15 protein-coding genes and 1 tRNA gene are annotated in these 14,437 nt (G+C 48.6%); 1 reads left to right on the top strand and 15 read right to left on the bottom strand.

Going from position 1 to position 14,437, the window contains the following annotated elements:
- Window position 1: 1 nt before the first annotated feature.
- The 15 genes from WBJ53_RS31920 to WBJ53_RS31850 form a co-directional block, all read right to left on the bottom strand.
- On the bottom strand, window positions 2–250 hold the full coding sequence (locus WBJ53_RS31920) for a hypothetical protein (protein WP_338873966.1): 249 nt from the start codon (window positions 248–250) through the stop codon (window positions 2–4).
- 140 nt (window positions 251–390) lie between these two features.
- Window positions 391–609 (bottom strand): hypothetical protein, encoded by a 219-nt coding sequence (locus WBJ53_RS31915; protein ID WP_338873964.1) that lies wholly within the window; start codon window positions 607–609, stop codon window positions 391–393.
- A 61-nt stretch (window positions 610–670) separates the two neighbouring features.
- A complete protein-coding gene (locus WBJ53_RS31910) occupies window positions 671–1,315 on the bottom strand; it encodes a phosphoribosylanthranilate isomerase (RefSeq protein ID WP_338873962.1) in 645 nt (214 codons plus the stop codon).
- The gene (gene trpC, locus WBJ53_RS31905) at window positions 1,312–2,136 is read right to left on the bottom strand and encodes an indole-3-glycerol phosphate synthase TrpC (RefSeq protein ID WP_338873960.1); all 825 of its coding nucleotides are present in this window, start codon (window positions 2,134–2,136) and stop codon (window positions 1,312–1,314) included. Before trpC ends, WBJ53_RS31910 begins: the two co-directional genes overlap by 4 nt.
- Window positions 2,137–2,236: 100 nt before the next feature.
- Entirely contained in the window at window positions 2,237–3,223 is a 987-nt protein-coding gene (gene trpD / locus WBJ53_RS31900) for an anthranilate phosphoribosyltransferase (protein WP_338873958.1), read from the bottom strand.
- A gap of 37 nt (window positions 3,224–3,260) precedes the next feature.
- Entirely contained in the window at window positions 3,261–3,827 is a 567-nt protein-coding gene (locus WBJ53_RS31895) for an aminodeoxychorismate/anthranilate synthase component II (protein ID WP_338873956.1), read from the bottom strand.
- A gap of 82 nt (window positions 3,828–3,909) precedes the next feature.
- Entirely contained in the window at window positions 3,910–5,361 is a 1,452-nt protein-coding gene (locus tag WBJ53_RS31890; RefSeq protein WP_338873954.1) for an anthranilate synthase component I family protein, read from the bottom strand.
- A 209-nt stretch (window positions 5,362–5,570) separates the two neighbouring features.
- Window positions 5,571–5,647 (bottom strand) — tRNA-Pro (locus WBJ53_RS31885).
- A gap of 40 nt (window positions 5,648–5,687) precedes the next feature.
- Entirely contained in the window at window positions 5,688–6,473 is a 786-nt protein-coding gene (locus WBJ53_RS31880; protein WP_338873952.1) for an alpha/beta hydrolase, read from the bottom strand.
- The gene (locus tag WBJ53_RS31875) at window positions 6,473–7,813 is read right to left on the bottom strand and encodes a family 1 glycosylhydrolase (protein WP_338873950.1); all 1,341 of its coding nucleotides are present in this window, start codon (window positions 7,811–7,813) and stop codon (window positions 6,473–6,475) included. The genes WBJ53_RS31880 and WBJ53_RS31875 overlap by 1 nt, the downstream gene beginning before the upstream one ends.
- A gap of 80 nt (window positions 7,814–7,893) precedes the next feature.
- A complete protein-coding gene (locus WBJ53_RS31870) occupies window positions 7,894–9,432 on the bottom strand; it encodes a GMC family oxidoreductase (RefSeq protein ID WP_338873948.1) in 1,539 nt (512 codons plus the stop codon).
- A 105-nt stretch (window positions 9,433–9,537) separates the two neighbouring features.
- Window positions 9,538–10,128, bottom strand: coding sequence for a gluconate 2-dehydrogenase subunit 3 family protein (locus tag WBJ53_RS31865; RefSeq protein ID WP_338873946.1), 591 nt, complete (start codon window positions 10,126–10,128; stop codon window positions 9,538–9,540).
- 20 nt (window positions 10,129–10,148) lie between these two features.
- Window positions 10,149–11,015, bottom strand: a complete 867-nt coding sequence (locus tag WBJ53_RS31860; protein ID WP_338873944.1) for an SDR family oxidoreductase — start codon at window positions 11,013–11,015, stop codon at window positions 10,149–10,151.
- Window positions 11,016–11,173: 158 nt separating this feature from the next.
- Window positions 11,174–11,629 (bottom strand): DUF2141 domain-containing protein, encoded by a 456-nt coding sequence (locus WBJ53_RS31855; RefSeq protein WP_338873942.1) that lies wholly within the window; start codon window positions 11,627–11,629, stop codon window positions 11,174–11,176.
- A 158-nt stretch (window positions 11,630–11,787) separates the two neighbouring features.
- Window positions 11,788–13,644 (bottom strand): RecQ family ATP-dependent DNA helicase, encoded by a 1,857-nt coding sequence (locus tag WBJ53_RS31850; protein ID WP_338877263.1) that lies wholly within the window; start codon window positions 13,642–13,644, stop codon window positions 11,788–11,790.
- A 192-nt stretch (window positions 13,645–13,836) separates the two neighbouring features.
- Here WBJ53_RS31850 and msrB point away from each other — a divergent pair, with 192 nt between their 5' ends.
- Window positions 13,837–14,244: a peptide-methionine (R)-S-oxide reductase MsrB gene (msrB, locus tag WBJ53_RS31845; protein WP_338873940.1), complete on the top strand. Its 408-nt coding sequence runs from the start codon at window positions 13,837–13,839 to the stop codon at window positions 14,242–14,244.
- Window positions 14,245–14,437: the final 193 nt, after the last annotated feature.

The raw sequence follows: 14,437 nt of genomic DNA, 5'->3' as shown, positions 1-14,437 counted from the left end.
ATCAGTGCTTTACTAAGCGGAGTCCCAACAGGGGGAGATGATCGAAGTCGTTGTCGGTTGTGTGGAGTTCTACATCTAAATACAAGGTGGTTGCCGCGATCCAGATGTCGTTCTTGCCCATGTTTCGGGCAGAGGAGTTGAGCGGTGCAGTTTTTAGCTTCCCTTGACTGAAGGCATCTATTTTTGCATAAACAGGAATAATATCCGGCTCAATATCGGCAATTGGATAGCGGTCTATCAAGTACCTCATGAAATCTATTTTCTGTGCGCCCCAATCGGCTTTTAATGAAAAAGCTTCCAGTTCACCAACTACAATAATTGGGATGATCGTTTAAATAGGCGGTAGACTTCTCTGACGAATATGACTAATTAGCAGGTTTGTGTCATAAATCATACTGCACCTCTATCTCCTTCTGCTAACAATTCATCCATTCGTCTATTCTCTTCATCAGTAAATTCAGGAAATTCGAGTAAGAAAGGTTCCTGTACAGTTGTTGCCTCTAAAAACCTTTCAACTCCCCAACGCTTTATATCACTGGGTTTATAAATATTCAACTGCCCTCTTTTCATTCTCGGAATTTCGTCTTCTGTCGTCTTCGTCGTTTCCATCAGTTTTGTCGTTTTAAGTAATCAACAAACGTAATGAGCGAATCGTTGGCAGGGAAATCACTTACACCGTTTCCTCTTCTTCAACCGGACGAACGCGGTCGATCAGCTCTTTTACTTTAGCCACGTCTTTGATGCCGGGCGAAACTTCGACCTGACTGTTTACATCGACGCCGTATAGTTTCATGCCTTTCAGGGTGTCGAGTTGATCGAGGTTGTTAAGGCCGATACCACCACTAATAAAAAATGGCTTTTCGTTGTCGTACCGGCTCAGAATGCTCCAGTCGAAGGTAACGCCGTTGCCACCGGGCTGGTCGCCTTTGGCATCGAACAGAAAGAAATCGCAGTGGGCTTTGTAGTTGTTCAGCATCGAAAAGTTGAAGCCTTCGTCGACGCGGAACGCTTTGATCAGACTTATTCCACGGTTGCGTAAGCTTCGGCAATACTCGGGCGTTTCGTTACCATGTAGCTGAACATACTGAAAATCGTATTTTTTTACATTTCGAAGAATGTAGTCCGGGCTGGCATTCACAAACACACCTACTTTTCGAATGGAGCGGGGTAATGCCTTAACTACTTCTTCGTTCAATTCTTCACCGACAAACCGGGGTGACTGATCATAGAAAATAAATCCTACAAAATCAGGGCCCAGAGCGGCAATCTCTTTCAGGTTTTCAGCGTCTCTCAGACCACACACTTTTATTTTCATGACGTAAACGAGTTTGCAAAGGTGGGCATATGTGAAGTATAATCAGCCACTATCGACTGTAGCGCAGCGGCCGGATTGGCTGTTTTCATGAACGCTTCGCCAATGAGAAACCCATCGAAGCCAGCGCGGAATAAAGAATACATGGTTTGAGCATCGCGCAGGCCGCTTTCCGTTATTTTGGCAAACGTATCCGGAATCCGTTCAACTAACCGAAGTGAGGTGTCAATAGAGGTCGTAAAGGTTTTTAGGTTTCGGTTATTAACCCCAACCAGATCGACCGAATGAGTGAGGCTTCGGTCGAGTTCATCCTCATCATGAACTTCGAGAAGCACTTGTAAGCCCATATCCTGCGCCTGTTGACTAAGCATAGAGACTTCAGCAGGAGTCAGGCAGGCTGCAATCAGCAGAACCAGATCGGCTCCCCAGGCTTTAGCTTCGAGCAACTGATATTGATCGACAATAAAGTCTTTCCGCAGAATCGGTGTCGACGGGTTTGCTATCCGGGCGGTTTGTAAATCGGCTGGTGTACCGCCAAAGAATGGTTCATCGGTTAATACCGACAAAACGGCTGCACCCGCCTGTACATAGCCCTGGGTAGTTGTCGCTACGTCGGCCTGATCGTTAATGATACCTTTGGAGGGCGATTTACGCTTGAATTCGGCAATAATTCCTGTTGAGCGTAAATCCTGAATAGCTTCCCGCGCCGATAAAGGCTGCCGTTTGAAATCGGGCATCTGTTCCAGCGCTAATGGGGATGTAGCTGCTTTTCGCTGCTCTACTTCTATTCGTTTTTGGGCAATAATTTCGTCCAGAATTGTCATTTGCTACGCGTCATAGATTGGGTCATTTCTTTGGGTCAATAGTGTATTCAGGGAATAATTACGACACCTAATGACGAAGGATGACCATGAATGACTATGTCTAATTAATCAACTTCTTAAAACTGGCTAGTGCGCGTTTACTTTCGAGCGATTCGCGGGCCATCGCAACCGCATCTTCACGCATTGTTGCTTTACCTGCTGCCAGCAAAGCCATTGCCGAATTGGCCAGAACAGCTTGTTTCTGAGCCGATGTGGCTTCATCGTTGAGTACGTTCATAAAGATCTGAGCCGATTCGTCAAGAGTATGCCCACCTGCCAGCAATTCGGGCGATAGTGTGTTCAACCCTAGTTGTTCCGGTTCCAGAATCTGTTCGGTTTCATTACTGATCACTTTAAAAGCACCCGTTAACGAAATCTCGTCGTAACCGTCCAGCGCGTGCAGGATCATGAACCGTTTATCAGTTTGCTGATAAAGATACGCATATAATCGGGCTAATTCAAGGTTAAACACGCCAACAAGCTGTTTTTGAGGCTTTGCGGGGTTAATCATGGGGCCAAGTACATTGAAAAATGTCTTTACGCCGAGGTCTTTGCGAATGGGGGCTACGTTTTTCATGGCTGGGTGAAACAACGGAGCATGTAGAAAGCAAATGCCGGCGGTTTCCATCTTGCGCTGTAATTCGCCTACATCGTTGGTAAATTTATAGCCCAATCGTTCCATCACGGTCGATGAGCCTACCAGCGACGATACGCCATGATTGCCATGCTTGGCAACGCATTGACCTGCTCCCGCAACCACAAATGACGACAGTGTCGAAATGTTAAATGTGTCTTTACCGTCACCGCCGGTGCCACATAAATCCATTGGGTCATAGGCCGCCAGATCGACCGGCAGGCAAAGCTCAAGCATCGCATCCCGAAAGCCTTCGAGTTCTTCGAGCCGAAGGCTTCGCATCATATAAACGGTTAGAAACGACGCAATTTGCGCTGCGTTATATTCGCCCCGACCAATGCCCAGCAGCACTTGTCGAGCCTGGTCTTTGGTCAGGAATTTGTACTCAAATAAGTGGTTTAAAATAGCTTTCATCGTTATTTGATTTGTGTAGAGACGCAAAGAGGAGTCTCTACAGAGATAGCCAGTTCTGAATCATTTTCACACCGTTTTCGGTCAATACTGATTCGGGGTGAAACTGTAACCCACGAACATCGTAGCGAATATGTGCCAAACCCATTACGCGTCCATGTTCGTCTACGGCCGTAGTCCGCAACTCACTGGGTATCGACTCAGGTACTACCGTCCACGAGTGATAGCGCCCAACGGTCAGCTCATCAGGAATGTTGTTGAAAAGCCGCTCAGAGCGATCTGTAACCATGGCCCGGTGCGCAACGCCATGGAGCACATCGCCCAGGTTTTCGAGTGTGGCACCATAGGCTTCGCCAATTCCCTGATGACCGAGGCAAATACCCAGAATGCTTTTGGTTGGGCCATATTCAGTAATGAGATCCTGCATAATACCAGCCTCAGATGGGATACCCGGCCCCGGCGAAAGCATAATTTTGTCGTATTGGCTGACAGCATCCAGTGCAATCTTGTTGTTCCGAATTACATCGGGCCGATTTCCCAACTCCCGCAGAATATAAACCAGGTTGTAGGTAAAGGAATCGTAATTATCTAAGACTAAAAGTTTCATAATCTGAAAGGAGAGTTGATAGTGAAGAATGAAAAGTGAAGAGTATAAAATAGTTTGCAATCACCCTGTTATTCTTCACGCATTAAATAGTTTTCGCCTGTTCGATAGCTGTCCGAAGAGCAGCCAGTTTGTTGTGTACTTCCTGCAATTCGCTTTCGACTACCGACTTGGCAACAATGCCCGCACCCGCCTGATAGTAGAGTGTATTGTCTTTACTCATGAACGTACGGATCATGATGGCATGGTTAAACTCGCCGTCGAAACCCATATACCCAATGCTGCCTGAGTAGAAACTGCGGCTGATGCTTTCATAACGATCAATCAATTGCATAGCCATATGTTTGGGAGCACCCGACAGCGTTCCGGCCGGGAACGTTTCGGCCACAATTTGTAGCGGATCGGCCGATTCGGTCAGGTTGCCAACCACTTTAGATACCAGATGAATGACGTGTGAATAATATTGAACCTCTTTAAAGGTTTCCACTTTCACCACATCGCAGTTGCGACTCAGGTCGTTACGGGCCAGGTCGACCAGCATTACGTGTTCGGCCGATTCTTTAGGATCGTCGTAAAGTTTCTGGGCCAGCTCTGCATCGTGAACGTCATCGCCTGTGCGCCGGAAGGTTCCGGCAATGGGATAGATGGTGGCTTTTCGATCTTTAACAACAATCTGCGATTCGGGCGATGAACCGAAGAGTTTATAGTTGCCGTAGTCGAAGTAGAACAAGTAAGGAGAGGGATTCAGCGACCGTAAGGCCCGATATACATTAAATTCGTCGCCAATAAACGGGGTCGAAAACCGGCGCGACAAAACGATCTGGAATACATCGCCCCGCTGGCAGTGGTCTTTTCCTTTCTGGATAACTGCCCTGAATTGATCGTCGGTGAAATTCGATTGTTCTGGCCCGGCTGTATTGAATGAATAAGTTGGGTAGTTGCGGCCCGTAATTAAATCACTGATATAATCGATTCGACCCTCCGGGTCAGTATGTTCGGCGTCGCCATTACGGAGGTAGCTATGTTCGAACAGATACAGCTCATCCTTGAAGTGATTAATGGCCAGTACGTATCGATATACCATGAAAACGGCCGCCGGAATCTGATTTTCGGCCGGTATAGGTGCATGAAGAGTAATATCTTCAAAGCTCTGAACAGCCGGATAGCCAAAGTAGCCAAACAGGCCGTTGCTAATGAATGGGAATGGCGATTTCTCGTGCTGAAAACTATCCTTAAACCGTTGAAGCGCATCGAGCATATCGCGACTTTCGGTCATTTCGTGCGTTTGTTCTGCTTCGTCCGGCATTTTAATGGTTAGCAGACCGCCGTCGTAGGAGAAGCTGGCAACCGGATCGAAGGCGATGTACGAAAAACTGTTTTCGTTGCCATGATAGTCGGAGCTTTCGAGCAGGATGCTATTGAGAAACCGGTCGCGGATACGAAGGTAAATACTAACCGGCGTGATAATATCGGCCAGCATCCGCTTATGCTTGCTGACGATCCGATAGGTAGTGGGTGTTTTGAGAGTAGTACTCATGTTGTTGGGCTTTACAGGCTTTGTGATCGAATGGATGTTTGAGGGGCGAGTTCTGGAAAAAAAGAAGGCTCACCGGGATGACGGTGAGCCTTTGTGAAATTTGTTGGTGAACAACAATAGCGGCAACCCTCATCCCCAATGAGAAGAGTGCCACCACCAAATCATGTTGTTAACCTTATTATTCATGAGTTCTTGTTTCTGCTTTTCGTTGGTCGGGGTGGCGGGATTCGAACCCACGACCTCTACGTCCCGAACGTAGCGCGCTACCAGGCTGCGCTACACCCCGTTTGAGGGCACAAAAATAGCGTGTTTGATTAATTTTTTGTCTAACCTGCCCAAATTTTTTTCAGAATAAAATCGGCTAGCTGCTCTGGTACCTCCCACGGAAGCAGATGACCGGCGTTTTCTATCATATCTAAAGAGGCTGTTTTCAGATAAGGGATAACCAGTTTTGTTTGTACGTCGGGCGGCAAAGCCCGATCTGAAGTGCCTACAATAATGGACACCGGAATGTTGATGGAAGACAGTTGACCGGCTATATTTTCCTTACTACCCGCCATCAGCCATGCATCCCAGGCAACTTTTGAGGTGCGCAGGTCGTCGGCAATAATTTGTTCCTTAACGTTTTCAGAAACAGATGCTGCTGTTATGTTTTTCAAGGTTTGCTCGGCCCCCGACCGCCGACCGTGTCCCTGGAGGAGTTTTTGCCGTTCCTGATCGGGAATTGGTTCTGGCACAGGTGGCGAGGGTGAAACAAGAATTAATGATTGTAACTCTGCTGGTTGTCGGGCAGCTAGTGCCAGAGCCGCTTTTCCACTCATCGAATGGCCAATAACTACAGCCCTCTCTATCTGTAGTGTTTTTAGTGTAGCTGCAATATCGTCGGCCATGTCGTTTACCGAATAGCCCGATGGTGGCGCATCGGAGTTGCCAAAACCGCGCAGATCAATAGCTACACAATGATAGTAGTTAGCTAACGGGTTCATAACGAATTGCCATTCTAAAGCAGAGCCGCCAAAATAGTGAAGGAAAACAAGCGACAACGGGCCGCTTCCCTGTTCAAGTATATTTAGGTGTATGTTATTTGCAAAAATGCGTCTGGCCGTAGTCATCAGATCTGTACCTTAAGTCGAGCTGGTTGATCGGTCATTTCAAGCATTTCTCCGTAAGGCACAACCGTGATCTGGCCAAACTCGTTGAGAATATTTTTGTAGGCTTCTGCTACCGGTCGTGGCTTTCGGTTGAGGTCGTAAAGCCCGCAGGCATTCACATGATTATTAACCTGACCGAGCTGCGAGTCCCAGTCGATCTGGTCGATGAGGCTATACCACGTAAAGCCTAGGACCGGTACGCCACTTCGGCGCATGCGCATAATACCCGCCCACTGTTTATAGAGCCAGACGGGTGCCTGGTCGGCCTCAAATACGTTTGTTTCGGTATGCATAACGGGCATATGATACCGTTCGTAATATTCGCGGGTAATTTCATACCAGCCCAGCACATCCATCGACGTTTTGATAGAGCCGTCCGCTAGCTTGATCCGTTCATTACGACCATAATAGTCATTGCCCATGATCTGGTAGCCGGGCGGTTTTCCGGCCATAAACCAGTTATACTCGTCGCGGGTAAGACCGTTGTCCATCATAAACATAGCAACCGTAGCCGATGGCGCATTGGCATACAGCAGGTCCAGCGATAAAAACCGTAGTTCGTTGTCCAGAATTGTCTGCGCTGAGGGCGTAGCGCAGAGTTCATGAGTATATTCGGCACTTTCGCTTTGCACGATTACGCAATCGTTTCGATACCGGGCAAGCTGCTGATTGGCCATAATGCTGGCAGCTACACAGTGCTTAAGTGCTGTTACGAAGCCTCGGTCGGTTTTTAGCTGTTCATTCCAGACACCATCGCGACCACTGATGCGGGCCGTAACATAAATCTCATTAACGGGCGTATAGTAACGAACCCACGGGTAGCGTTTGGCAACTGCTGCGGCATAGCTGGCAAAATGAATCGGAAGCTCTGGGTTTTGAAAGTTGCCAATCCAGTCGGGTACGCCAAAATGCATCAGATCCAGAATCGGGATAATACCCAGGCGTTTGATTTCGGCCATTGCCAGATCAGCAAAACTCCAGTCGAATTTACCCGGTCCCTGATGAATGCTATAATAGGGAAGTCCATACCGAAGCACATTCAGTCCCATTTCTTTCACGAGTCCTAAATCGTCTTTCCACTGATCATAATGACCACATTCCCGAAGCTGGTCGCGCCGAACGGTGCCGTTCTGAATCGTTGGATAGGAGCACTCAATGCCTGTAGCGAACATAAAATTGCTGGGATTTGTGGTCGGAAATCCGCTCCCATCGTGTCCATTGGCCCCGCCAAATTGATCGCCGTCGTAGTTGCCGTCGCCAAATTTGCGTTTGATATGATCTAAAAATCCGTTCTGTTTCATAACATCGACTGGCTTACGGAAGTCGGCTTACAGAAGTCGGCCGGAGGTATATACCGCAAACCGATTTTACGATAAGCCAATCAACCTTTTTGTAAAAAACAATCCGCAGTTCGAAGCGATAACGCCATGATTGTCAGAGCTGGATTAACGCTTAAGGCACTGGGGAACGTTGAGTTATCACTGATAAATAAATTCGGAATGTCGAACGATTGCCCATTGGCGTTCACCACTGCCTGATCGGGCTTGTTTCCCATTCGGCAGGTACCGATTACGTGGGCATTACGGGGAAATGCCCAGACGTTTCGGGCACCAGCAGCCTCCCAGATGTCGCGCATGACGTTGTTGGCATGAACGGTCAGGCGGTGTTCATTGTCGCCGTTTGTGAAATAAACACGGGGTTTGGGGAGGTCACGAGCATCTTTTTCGTCCGAGAGCTCCAGATAATTGTGGTCGTAAGGCAGACAGTCGCCCAGAATATTGATACCCGCTACATGGTTGTAAGCCGAAGCCGCCTGTTTTAGGGCCTGCCCCCACAATCCGCGTCCTCGTGCCATTTGGCTCATATACGTAACCGGCATTACGCCAATAGATTGTAGAAGGTATCCGCCCGCGAAGTCGGCCTTTGGAGGGCGGTGCATATCTTCAGATATTAAGGCCCCCGGAATGCCTTTGTATGGACGCACATCGTCATCGAACTCGCCCCAGATTTGCAGGCCCGGATGAGCCATAATATTTCGGCCAACCTGTCCACTGCTGTTCGCGAGTCCGTTAAGAAGCAATAGGCGGGCAGTTTCAATAGTTCCTGCACACAGAAAAACAAACCGACATCGTTGCCGTTCTTCCTGCCCGTTTCGTATATAGACAACTTCACTGATTTTGCCCACGCTGTTTTTAATCAACTGGGTTACAAAACATTCTGGCCGAATCTCGGCTCCGTGATACAGGGCAAGTGGAATGTAGGTGACATCCATACTTGCTTTGGCGCCAATGGTACATCCTGCCTGACAGAAGCCCCGGTTGGCACAGGCAGGCCGGTATCCGACGCCTTCCTGATAATAACCTGCCGACAGAGCCGCATTGGCTGCGGGCGATGTGTTGATCCCCAGCGATTTGCAACCACGATCCATCAATTGGCCGGCACCGTTTATGGGTAATGGCCCTAGCGCGTAAGCGTGTTTGCGAGCAGGGCCCCAGGGGTAAGGTGAAGGCCCCGATACGCCCAGAAATTGCTCAACCTCGTCATAATACGGCTCAATATCCGCAAAGCTCAGGGGCCAGTCTTCACCAACACCGAAGTCGGTTCGGATACGGAAATCGTCGGGTTGGGCTCGTGGCGTGTAGGCTGTGTAATGAAGGGTAGAGCCACCAACACCTGTGCCCGAATTGTTGTTGCCAAAGGGTAGGGGATCGTTGCCCGCGCTAAGCCGTTCATCGTTCCAGAAGAGTTTACTCTGCGCTTTTTCGTCGGTCGGAAAGTCGTGCTGGGGGTTCCAGTGCTTGCCAGCTTCCAGTGCAACTACTTTCAGGCCAGCTTTGGCCAGGCGTGCCAGTAGGGGCGCACCGCCCGCACCGGTTCCGATTACGACAGCATCGACGGTTTCAGTTGTGGAATAAGGCATGAATTCGATACATTCAGATTAGTAGTTATCAAGCATTGGCAATTAGTCATTGATACAATCATTCCGCTTGTCCAATAACTAATGACCAAGTGACAACTGACCAGGTTATATTGCTCTTGGTTCTCGTTCTTCCAGTTGGTTGAGGCCGATTCGGTGCCAGGTTAGCACATCGGCCATCCCAACGTAGCCAATTTCTTCCTGCGCTAACGGGTGGCTATAATAGGCTTCTGCGGCTTCGGCCAGTAGTTCTTCAAAAAAACGATCGGCAGGAAGGGTTTGCCAGGTTTTGCCGGGAGCCTCCATTGTCTGAATAGCTTGAAGAACCTGATTTTTTTGTTCGTCGAGCAAGTCCTGAAATGGCTTCTGGAATAAATGAACGGCACTTTCGTCGATACCTTTCAACCCTGATCGATAAGCCTCGCCGTCATTCGGCATGGTGTCGTATCGCCAGCCATTTGTTGTGTTTTCCGAAAGCCGCTCGTCAATGCTGTGTTCGATGCAAATACGTTCAGGGCTGTTGGGCTGCGGAATCAGTTGGTCACAAACGGCTCGCAACAGTAAGAACTCTGCTTCTGAAAAGAATGTAGGTTGCCGAGGTTGAGCGTTCAGCCGTTCGGTCAATGCCTGTTGGGTAGCTTTGGTAACCTGATCGGTTTTGAGCAATGCGCGAACGGTGCCTGCTGGATAGTGAAACATGGTGAGTGATGAGGTATAAATTAGCCTAGCTTGCCGCCGGTTACTTCGACAATACTGCCGGTCATGAAACTGCCTTCGCTGGATGCAAGCAGCACATAAGCCGGAGCCAGTTCTTCGGGTTGGCCGGGCCGGGCAAGGGCAACCTCGTGACCAAAATTTTTGACCTCATCTTCGGGCATAGTTCCAGGAATGTTAGGCGTCCAGACAGGCCCAGGTGCTATGCAGTTTACCCGAATGTTACGTTTGCCCAACTGAATGGCCAGCGATTTGGTGAAGGCATGAATAGCGCCTTTCGAAGACGCATAATCGACCAGAATCGGATTGCCAACTATACCAACAATACTGCCCGTATTCACAATGGCATCGCCTTCGTTGAGGTGCGGCAAAACGGCTTTCACCATGAAGAAATAGCCAAAAATATTGGTTTCGAACGTTCTGCGAAACTGTTCCTCCGAAAGATCGTCTATAGACTGCTGCGCCATCTGATAGGCAGCGTTATTGACCAGAATATTCAATTTGCCATACTGCTCAACAACCTGTTGTACGGCGGCCTGACAGGCGGCTGCGTTTCGCACATCGGCCTTGATAATCAGGCATGAATGGTCTTTTTGTTCAACAAGGCGCTGGGTGTGTCTGGCATCATCAGTATTTTCGTTGTAAACAATTGCTACATCGGCACCCTCCATGGCAAACGCAATCGCTACTGCCCGCCCTATACCCGAATCGCCACCCGTAATGATAGCTACTTTGTCAATTAGTTTTCCGGCAGGTTTGTAGTTCGACAGATCGCTGTCGGGGGCTGGGTCCATGTCCGATTGTTGGGCCGGATAGGGGAGTTGCTGGCCCGGAATTTCGTTGGATTGCGGTCGGAATTCTGATTGCGTCATCGTAACGTTGAGAAAATCAATAGCCTATAACAATAGTCTGGTAACTGTGTGTTAGGCCTTTTTGTTGATTGGGTAGCAAAAGAGTCGCCCAGTTTTTGACGACTCCCGCACTCATATCTACTCAACGTGTTACTAGATTTCGATTCAAGACTGTGCCTCTACAGTTCGATCATACGAATTTGTACTGATTTATTTTCATTAAGCTCAAAAGAGCATTCGTCGAAACTGGGCGGTCCCATCAGCATCGTTACGTTTGAGAACCCAAAGGGCTCCGCTGGCATTTGACCCGAAAAATCCATTTTCTGATTGTCGTTCAGATCCTGAAGAACCCTCACCGCATAGCGCCCAGGTTTTAACCCCTCAAACGACACCGTGATGTCGCCGGATTCGGGTATCGCAACCGTTTTTTTATGAGCCGACTCTCCGGTAAAGCTGGACGCATCGGTAGCCAAACCGATGTATAGTTTCCCGGTTCGCTGATTGATTCCTGACACAACAACGGTTAGCTGATAAGTTGCCGAGTCGACAACAGCCCACGAAGGGTTATTGGCAGAAGAAAAAGCATAGACCGATAGATTGGTGAGTAGGCAGAGGGACGCGAGTAGGGTTTTCATAATGTGTCTGAAAGTTGATTGGTGACTATCGTTTTTTGGCAAAGATGACAGGTACAATAAAAGCTACAAAATGGCTGGGACACATAGCACGATTATGGGACAAATAGCAAGTTTTAGCCTGAGCAGATAGTCTGGCAGAAGGCTAGATTAACAGAAGATTACAGGTTCAGGGTAAGGTTACCATTTTTGGTATAGCGGATTTCTTCTTCGGCCAGCATTAGTTTTACAACCTGAGCCAGCGAATCGGTATCGGTTTGCGAAAAATGATGAGCCAGTTGTTTGGGCGATATGCCGGGGCCATTGGCTAGTGCAACAAACTCCCGCACTCGTTCGCGCATGGTTGATGAGACGATCTCCTGCTGTTTCTTCTTTTTTATGCAATTATCGCAAATGCCGCAGGCTTCGCCAGGTTTTTCACCAAAATAAGCCTGCAACAGGCGGGTTCGGCATTGGGTCGGATGTTCGCTATAAATAATGGCCGCCTGTACTTTCCGCAGCGCCTGTTCCTTTCGGCGGGTTAGTTCCTGCACATTGATTGGCAATGTTGGGGCATCGAACCGGGGCGTCAGAAAAGTGAGCTGTGGTTTGTCCTTTTGTTTTTCGTAGACAATAACGTTGCGCTGGTGAAGCTGTTCCAGTAGAGTTACAACCTCGCTCTGGTTAACCAGAAACGTTCGGGCCAGGGCCGACTCCGAAATGGTAACGAAATCGGTGAATACTTCCCCGCCATACATGCGCAGGATTAATTTTAGAAACGGATCGAAACGCGGATTCATAACCTGAAACTCATATAGCTGCCGATTATCGAGAGTGACCAGGAGACGGGATGGGTGGAAATAATTCTCGCTTAGTTCGATCAGACCTTCGAGTTGTAGTTGTTTCAGGGCATAATGCGTCTCCTGAGGGTGCAGATTGAAGGTATTGGCAAATGCATTCAGGTCAAAATCGTAGCTCTCGTAGTGCCCGCCACCAACCGGAACTGCCGTGTAGTTGGCTAACGCCTGATAGACCCGGCGCAGCATCTCAACCGGTGGGTAGAGTTGTTCGGTGCGGTAGCGTAAATGTTCCAGATCGCCATGGGTATAGAGCATCACGGCGTATGCTTTCTGGCCATCACGTCCGGCACGTCCGGCTTCCTGATAGTAGGCTTCGAGCGAATCGGGTACATCGAGGTGTACAACTACCCGCACATCGGGCTTATCGATACCCATACCGAAGGCATTGGTTGCTACCATCACCCGAATTCGGTCCTGAATCCATTCGTCCTGTTTATGCGACCGTTGCTGAGTTGTTAAACCAGCATGATAAAAATCGGCCGCAATTCCCTGGCGGGCGAGCCAATGAGCTACCTGCTGCGTTTGTTTCCGGCTACGAACATACACGATTCCCGAACCCGGAACATTCTGAAGAGCGCGCAGAAGTCGGTTTTCTTTGCTTTCTTCCAGTACGGCCGAATAAGACAGGTTGGGGCGGGCAAATGTCTGACGGAATACCTCCGGTTGCCGCAATGCCAGTTTATCCTGAATGTCGGTCTGAACATCGGGCGTTGCCGAAGCGGTAAGGGCAATGATTGGCGTTTCGGCAATTAGTTCGCGAAATTCCGCAATTTGCAGGTAGGGTGGTCTGAAATCGTATCCCCATGCCGAAATGCAATGTGCTTCATCAACCGCCAGCAGGCAAACCACCATTTGCTTTGCGCGTTCGATAACAATTTCGGTGCGGAGCCGCTCGGGTGATACATACAGGAATTTGGTATTCCCATAAATGCAGTTGTCGAGCGTACTGTCGATTTCGCGATAGTGCATTCCCGAGTAAATGGCTGCAGCCGGAATGCCGCGCTTGCGGAGCTGCTCTACCTGATCTTTCATTAGAGCAATTAGTGGCGTTACTACAATGCAAACCCCTTTCATGGCCAGGGCAGGCACCTGAAAACAGATGGACTTGCCGCCCCCGGTAGGCATCAAAACCAATGTATCCCGACGCTCCAGTACCGTCTTGACGATCTCTTCCTGCATGGGCCGGAAGCTGGTATATCCCCAAAACTGCTGTAAAATCTGTCGGATAGTCACTGGCGACGAAGTTAAAAGATCGTTGATATAGGGCACTCAAACCACTAAATAACTGCGAATTTACGTCTGGAAAAGACAAATCGGATAGGAGTATGGTTTACGTTCATAGAAAAGATAGAATATAGAACCAAAACCAACATGATTCAGAAAGTTATTAAAACCGACGAAGAGTGGCGTACCATATTAACGCCGGAGCAATATAGGGTGGCTCGCGGGAAGGGAACCGAACGGCCATTTACGGGCGAATACTGCGAAGCGCACGATCCGGGCGTTTATGCCTGTGTGTGTTGTGGTACAGAATTGTTTGAATCGAAAACCAAATTTGAATCAGGAACCGGATGGCCAAGTTTTACGGAACCTATTGAGGAAGAACGAACTCGGCTTGAAAAAGACTATAGTTATGGGATGTTTCGGGTAGAAGTGCTCTGCAACGTTTGCGATGCCCATCTGGGGCATGTATTTAATGATGGACCCCCACCAACGGGCCTGCGCTATTGTCTCAATTCGGTGTCGTTAGTGCTGAAACGGGAAGCCGATAACGTATAGAACGCTTGCTTTTAACCTCTCAGATTTGACAATTGGGCCATAAATGGACGTCCAGAATAAGTAAACAGGCTTAAACAGATTATGAACTTTGTTTCTTCTGTTACTATGTCTATTTTGGCCTGAAAGTTAAGCGGATGAACAGTTAGGCCGCAATGAAAATGAAACGAAATCGTATAAATACATGTAGACCGAG

Source organism: Spirosoma sp. SC4-14 (assembly GCF_037201965.1).
Taxonomy (GTDB): domain Bacteria; phylum Bacteroidota; class Bacteroidia; order Cytophagales; family Spirosomataceae; genus Spirosoma.
This window is presented reverse-complemented; position numbering and strand designations above follow the sequence as displayed.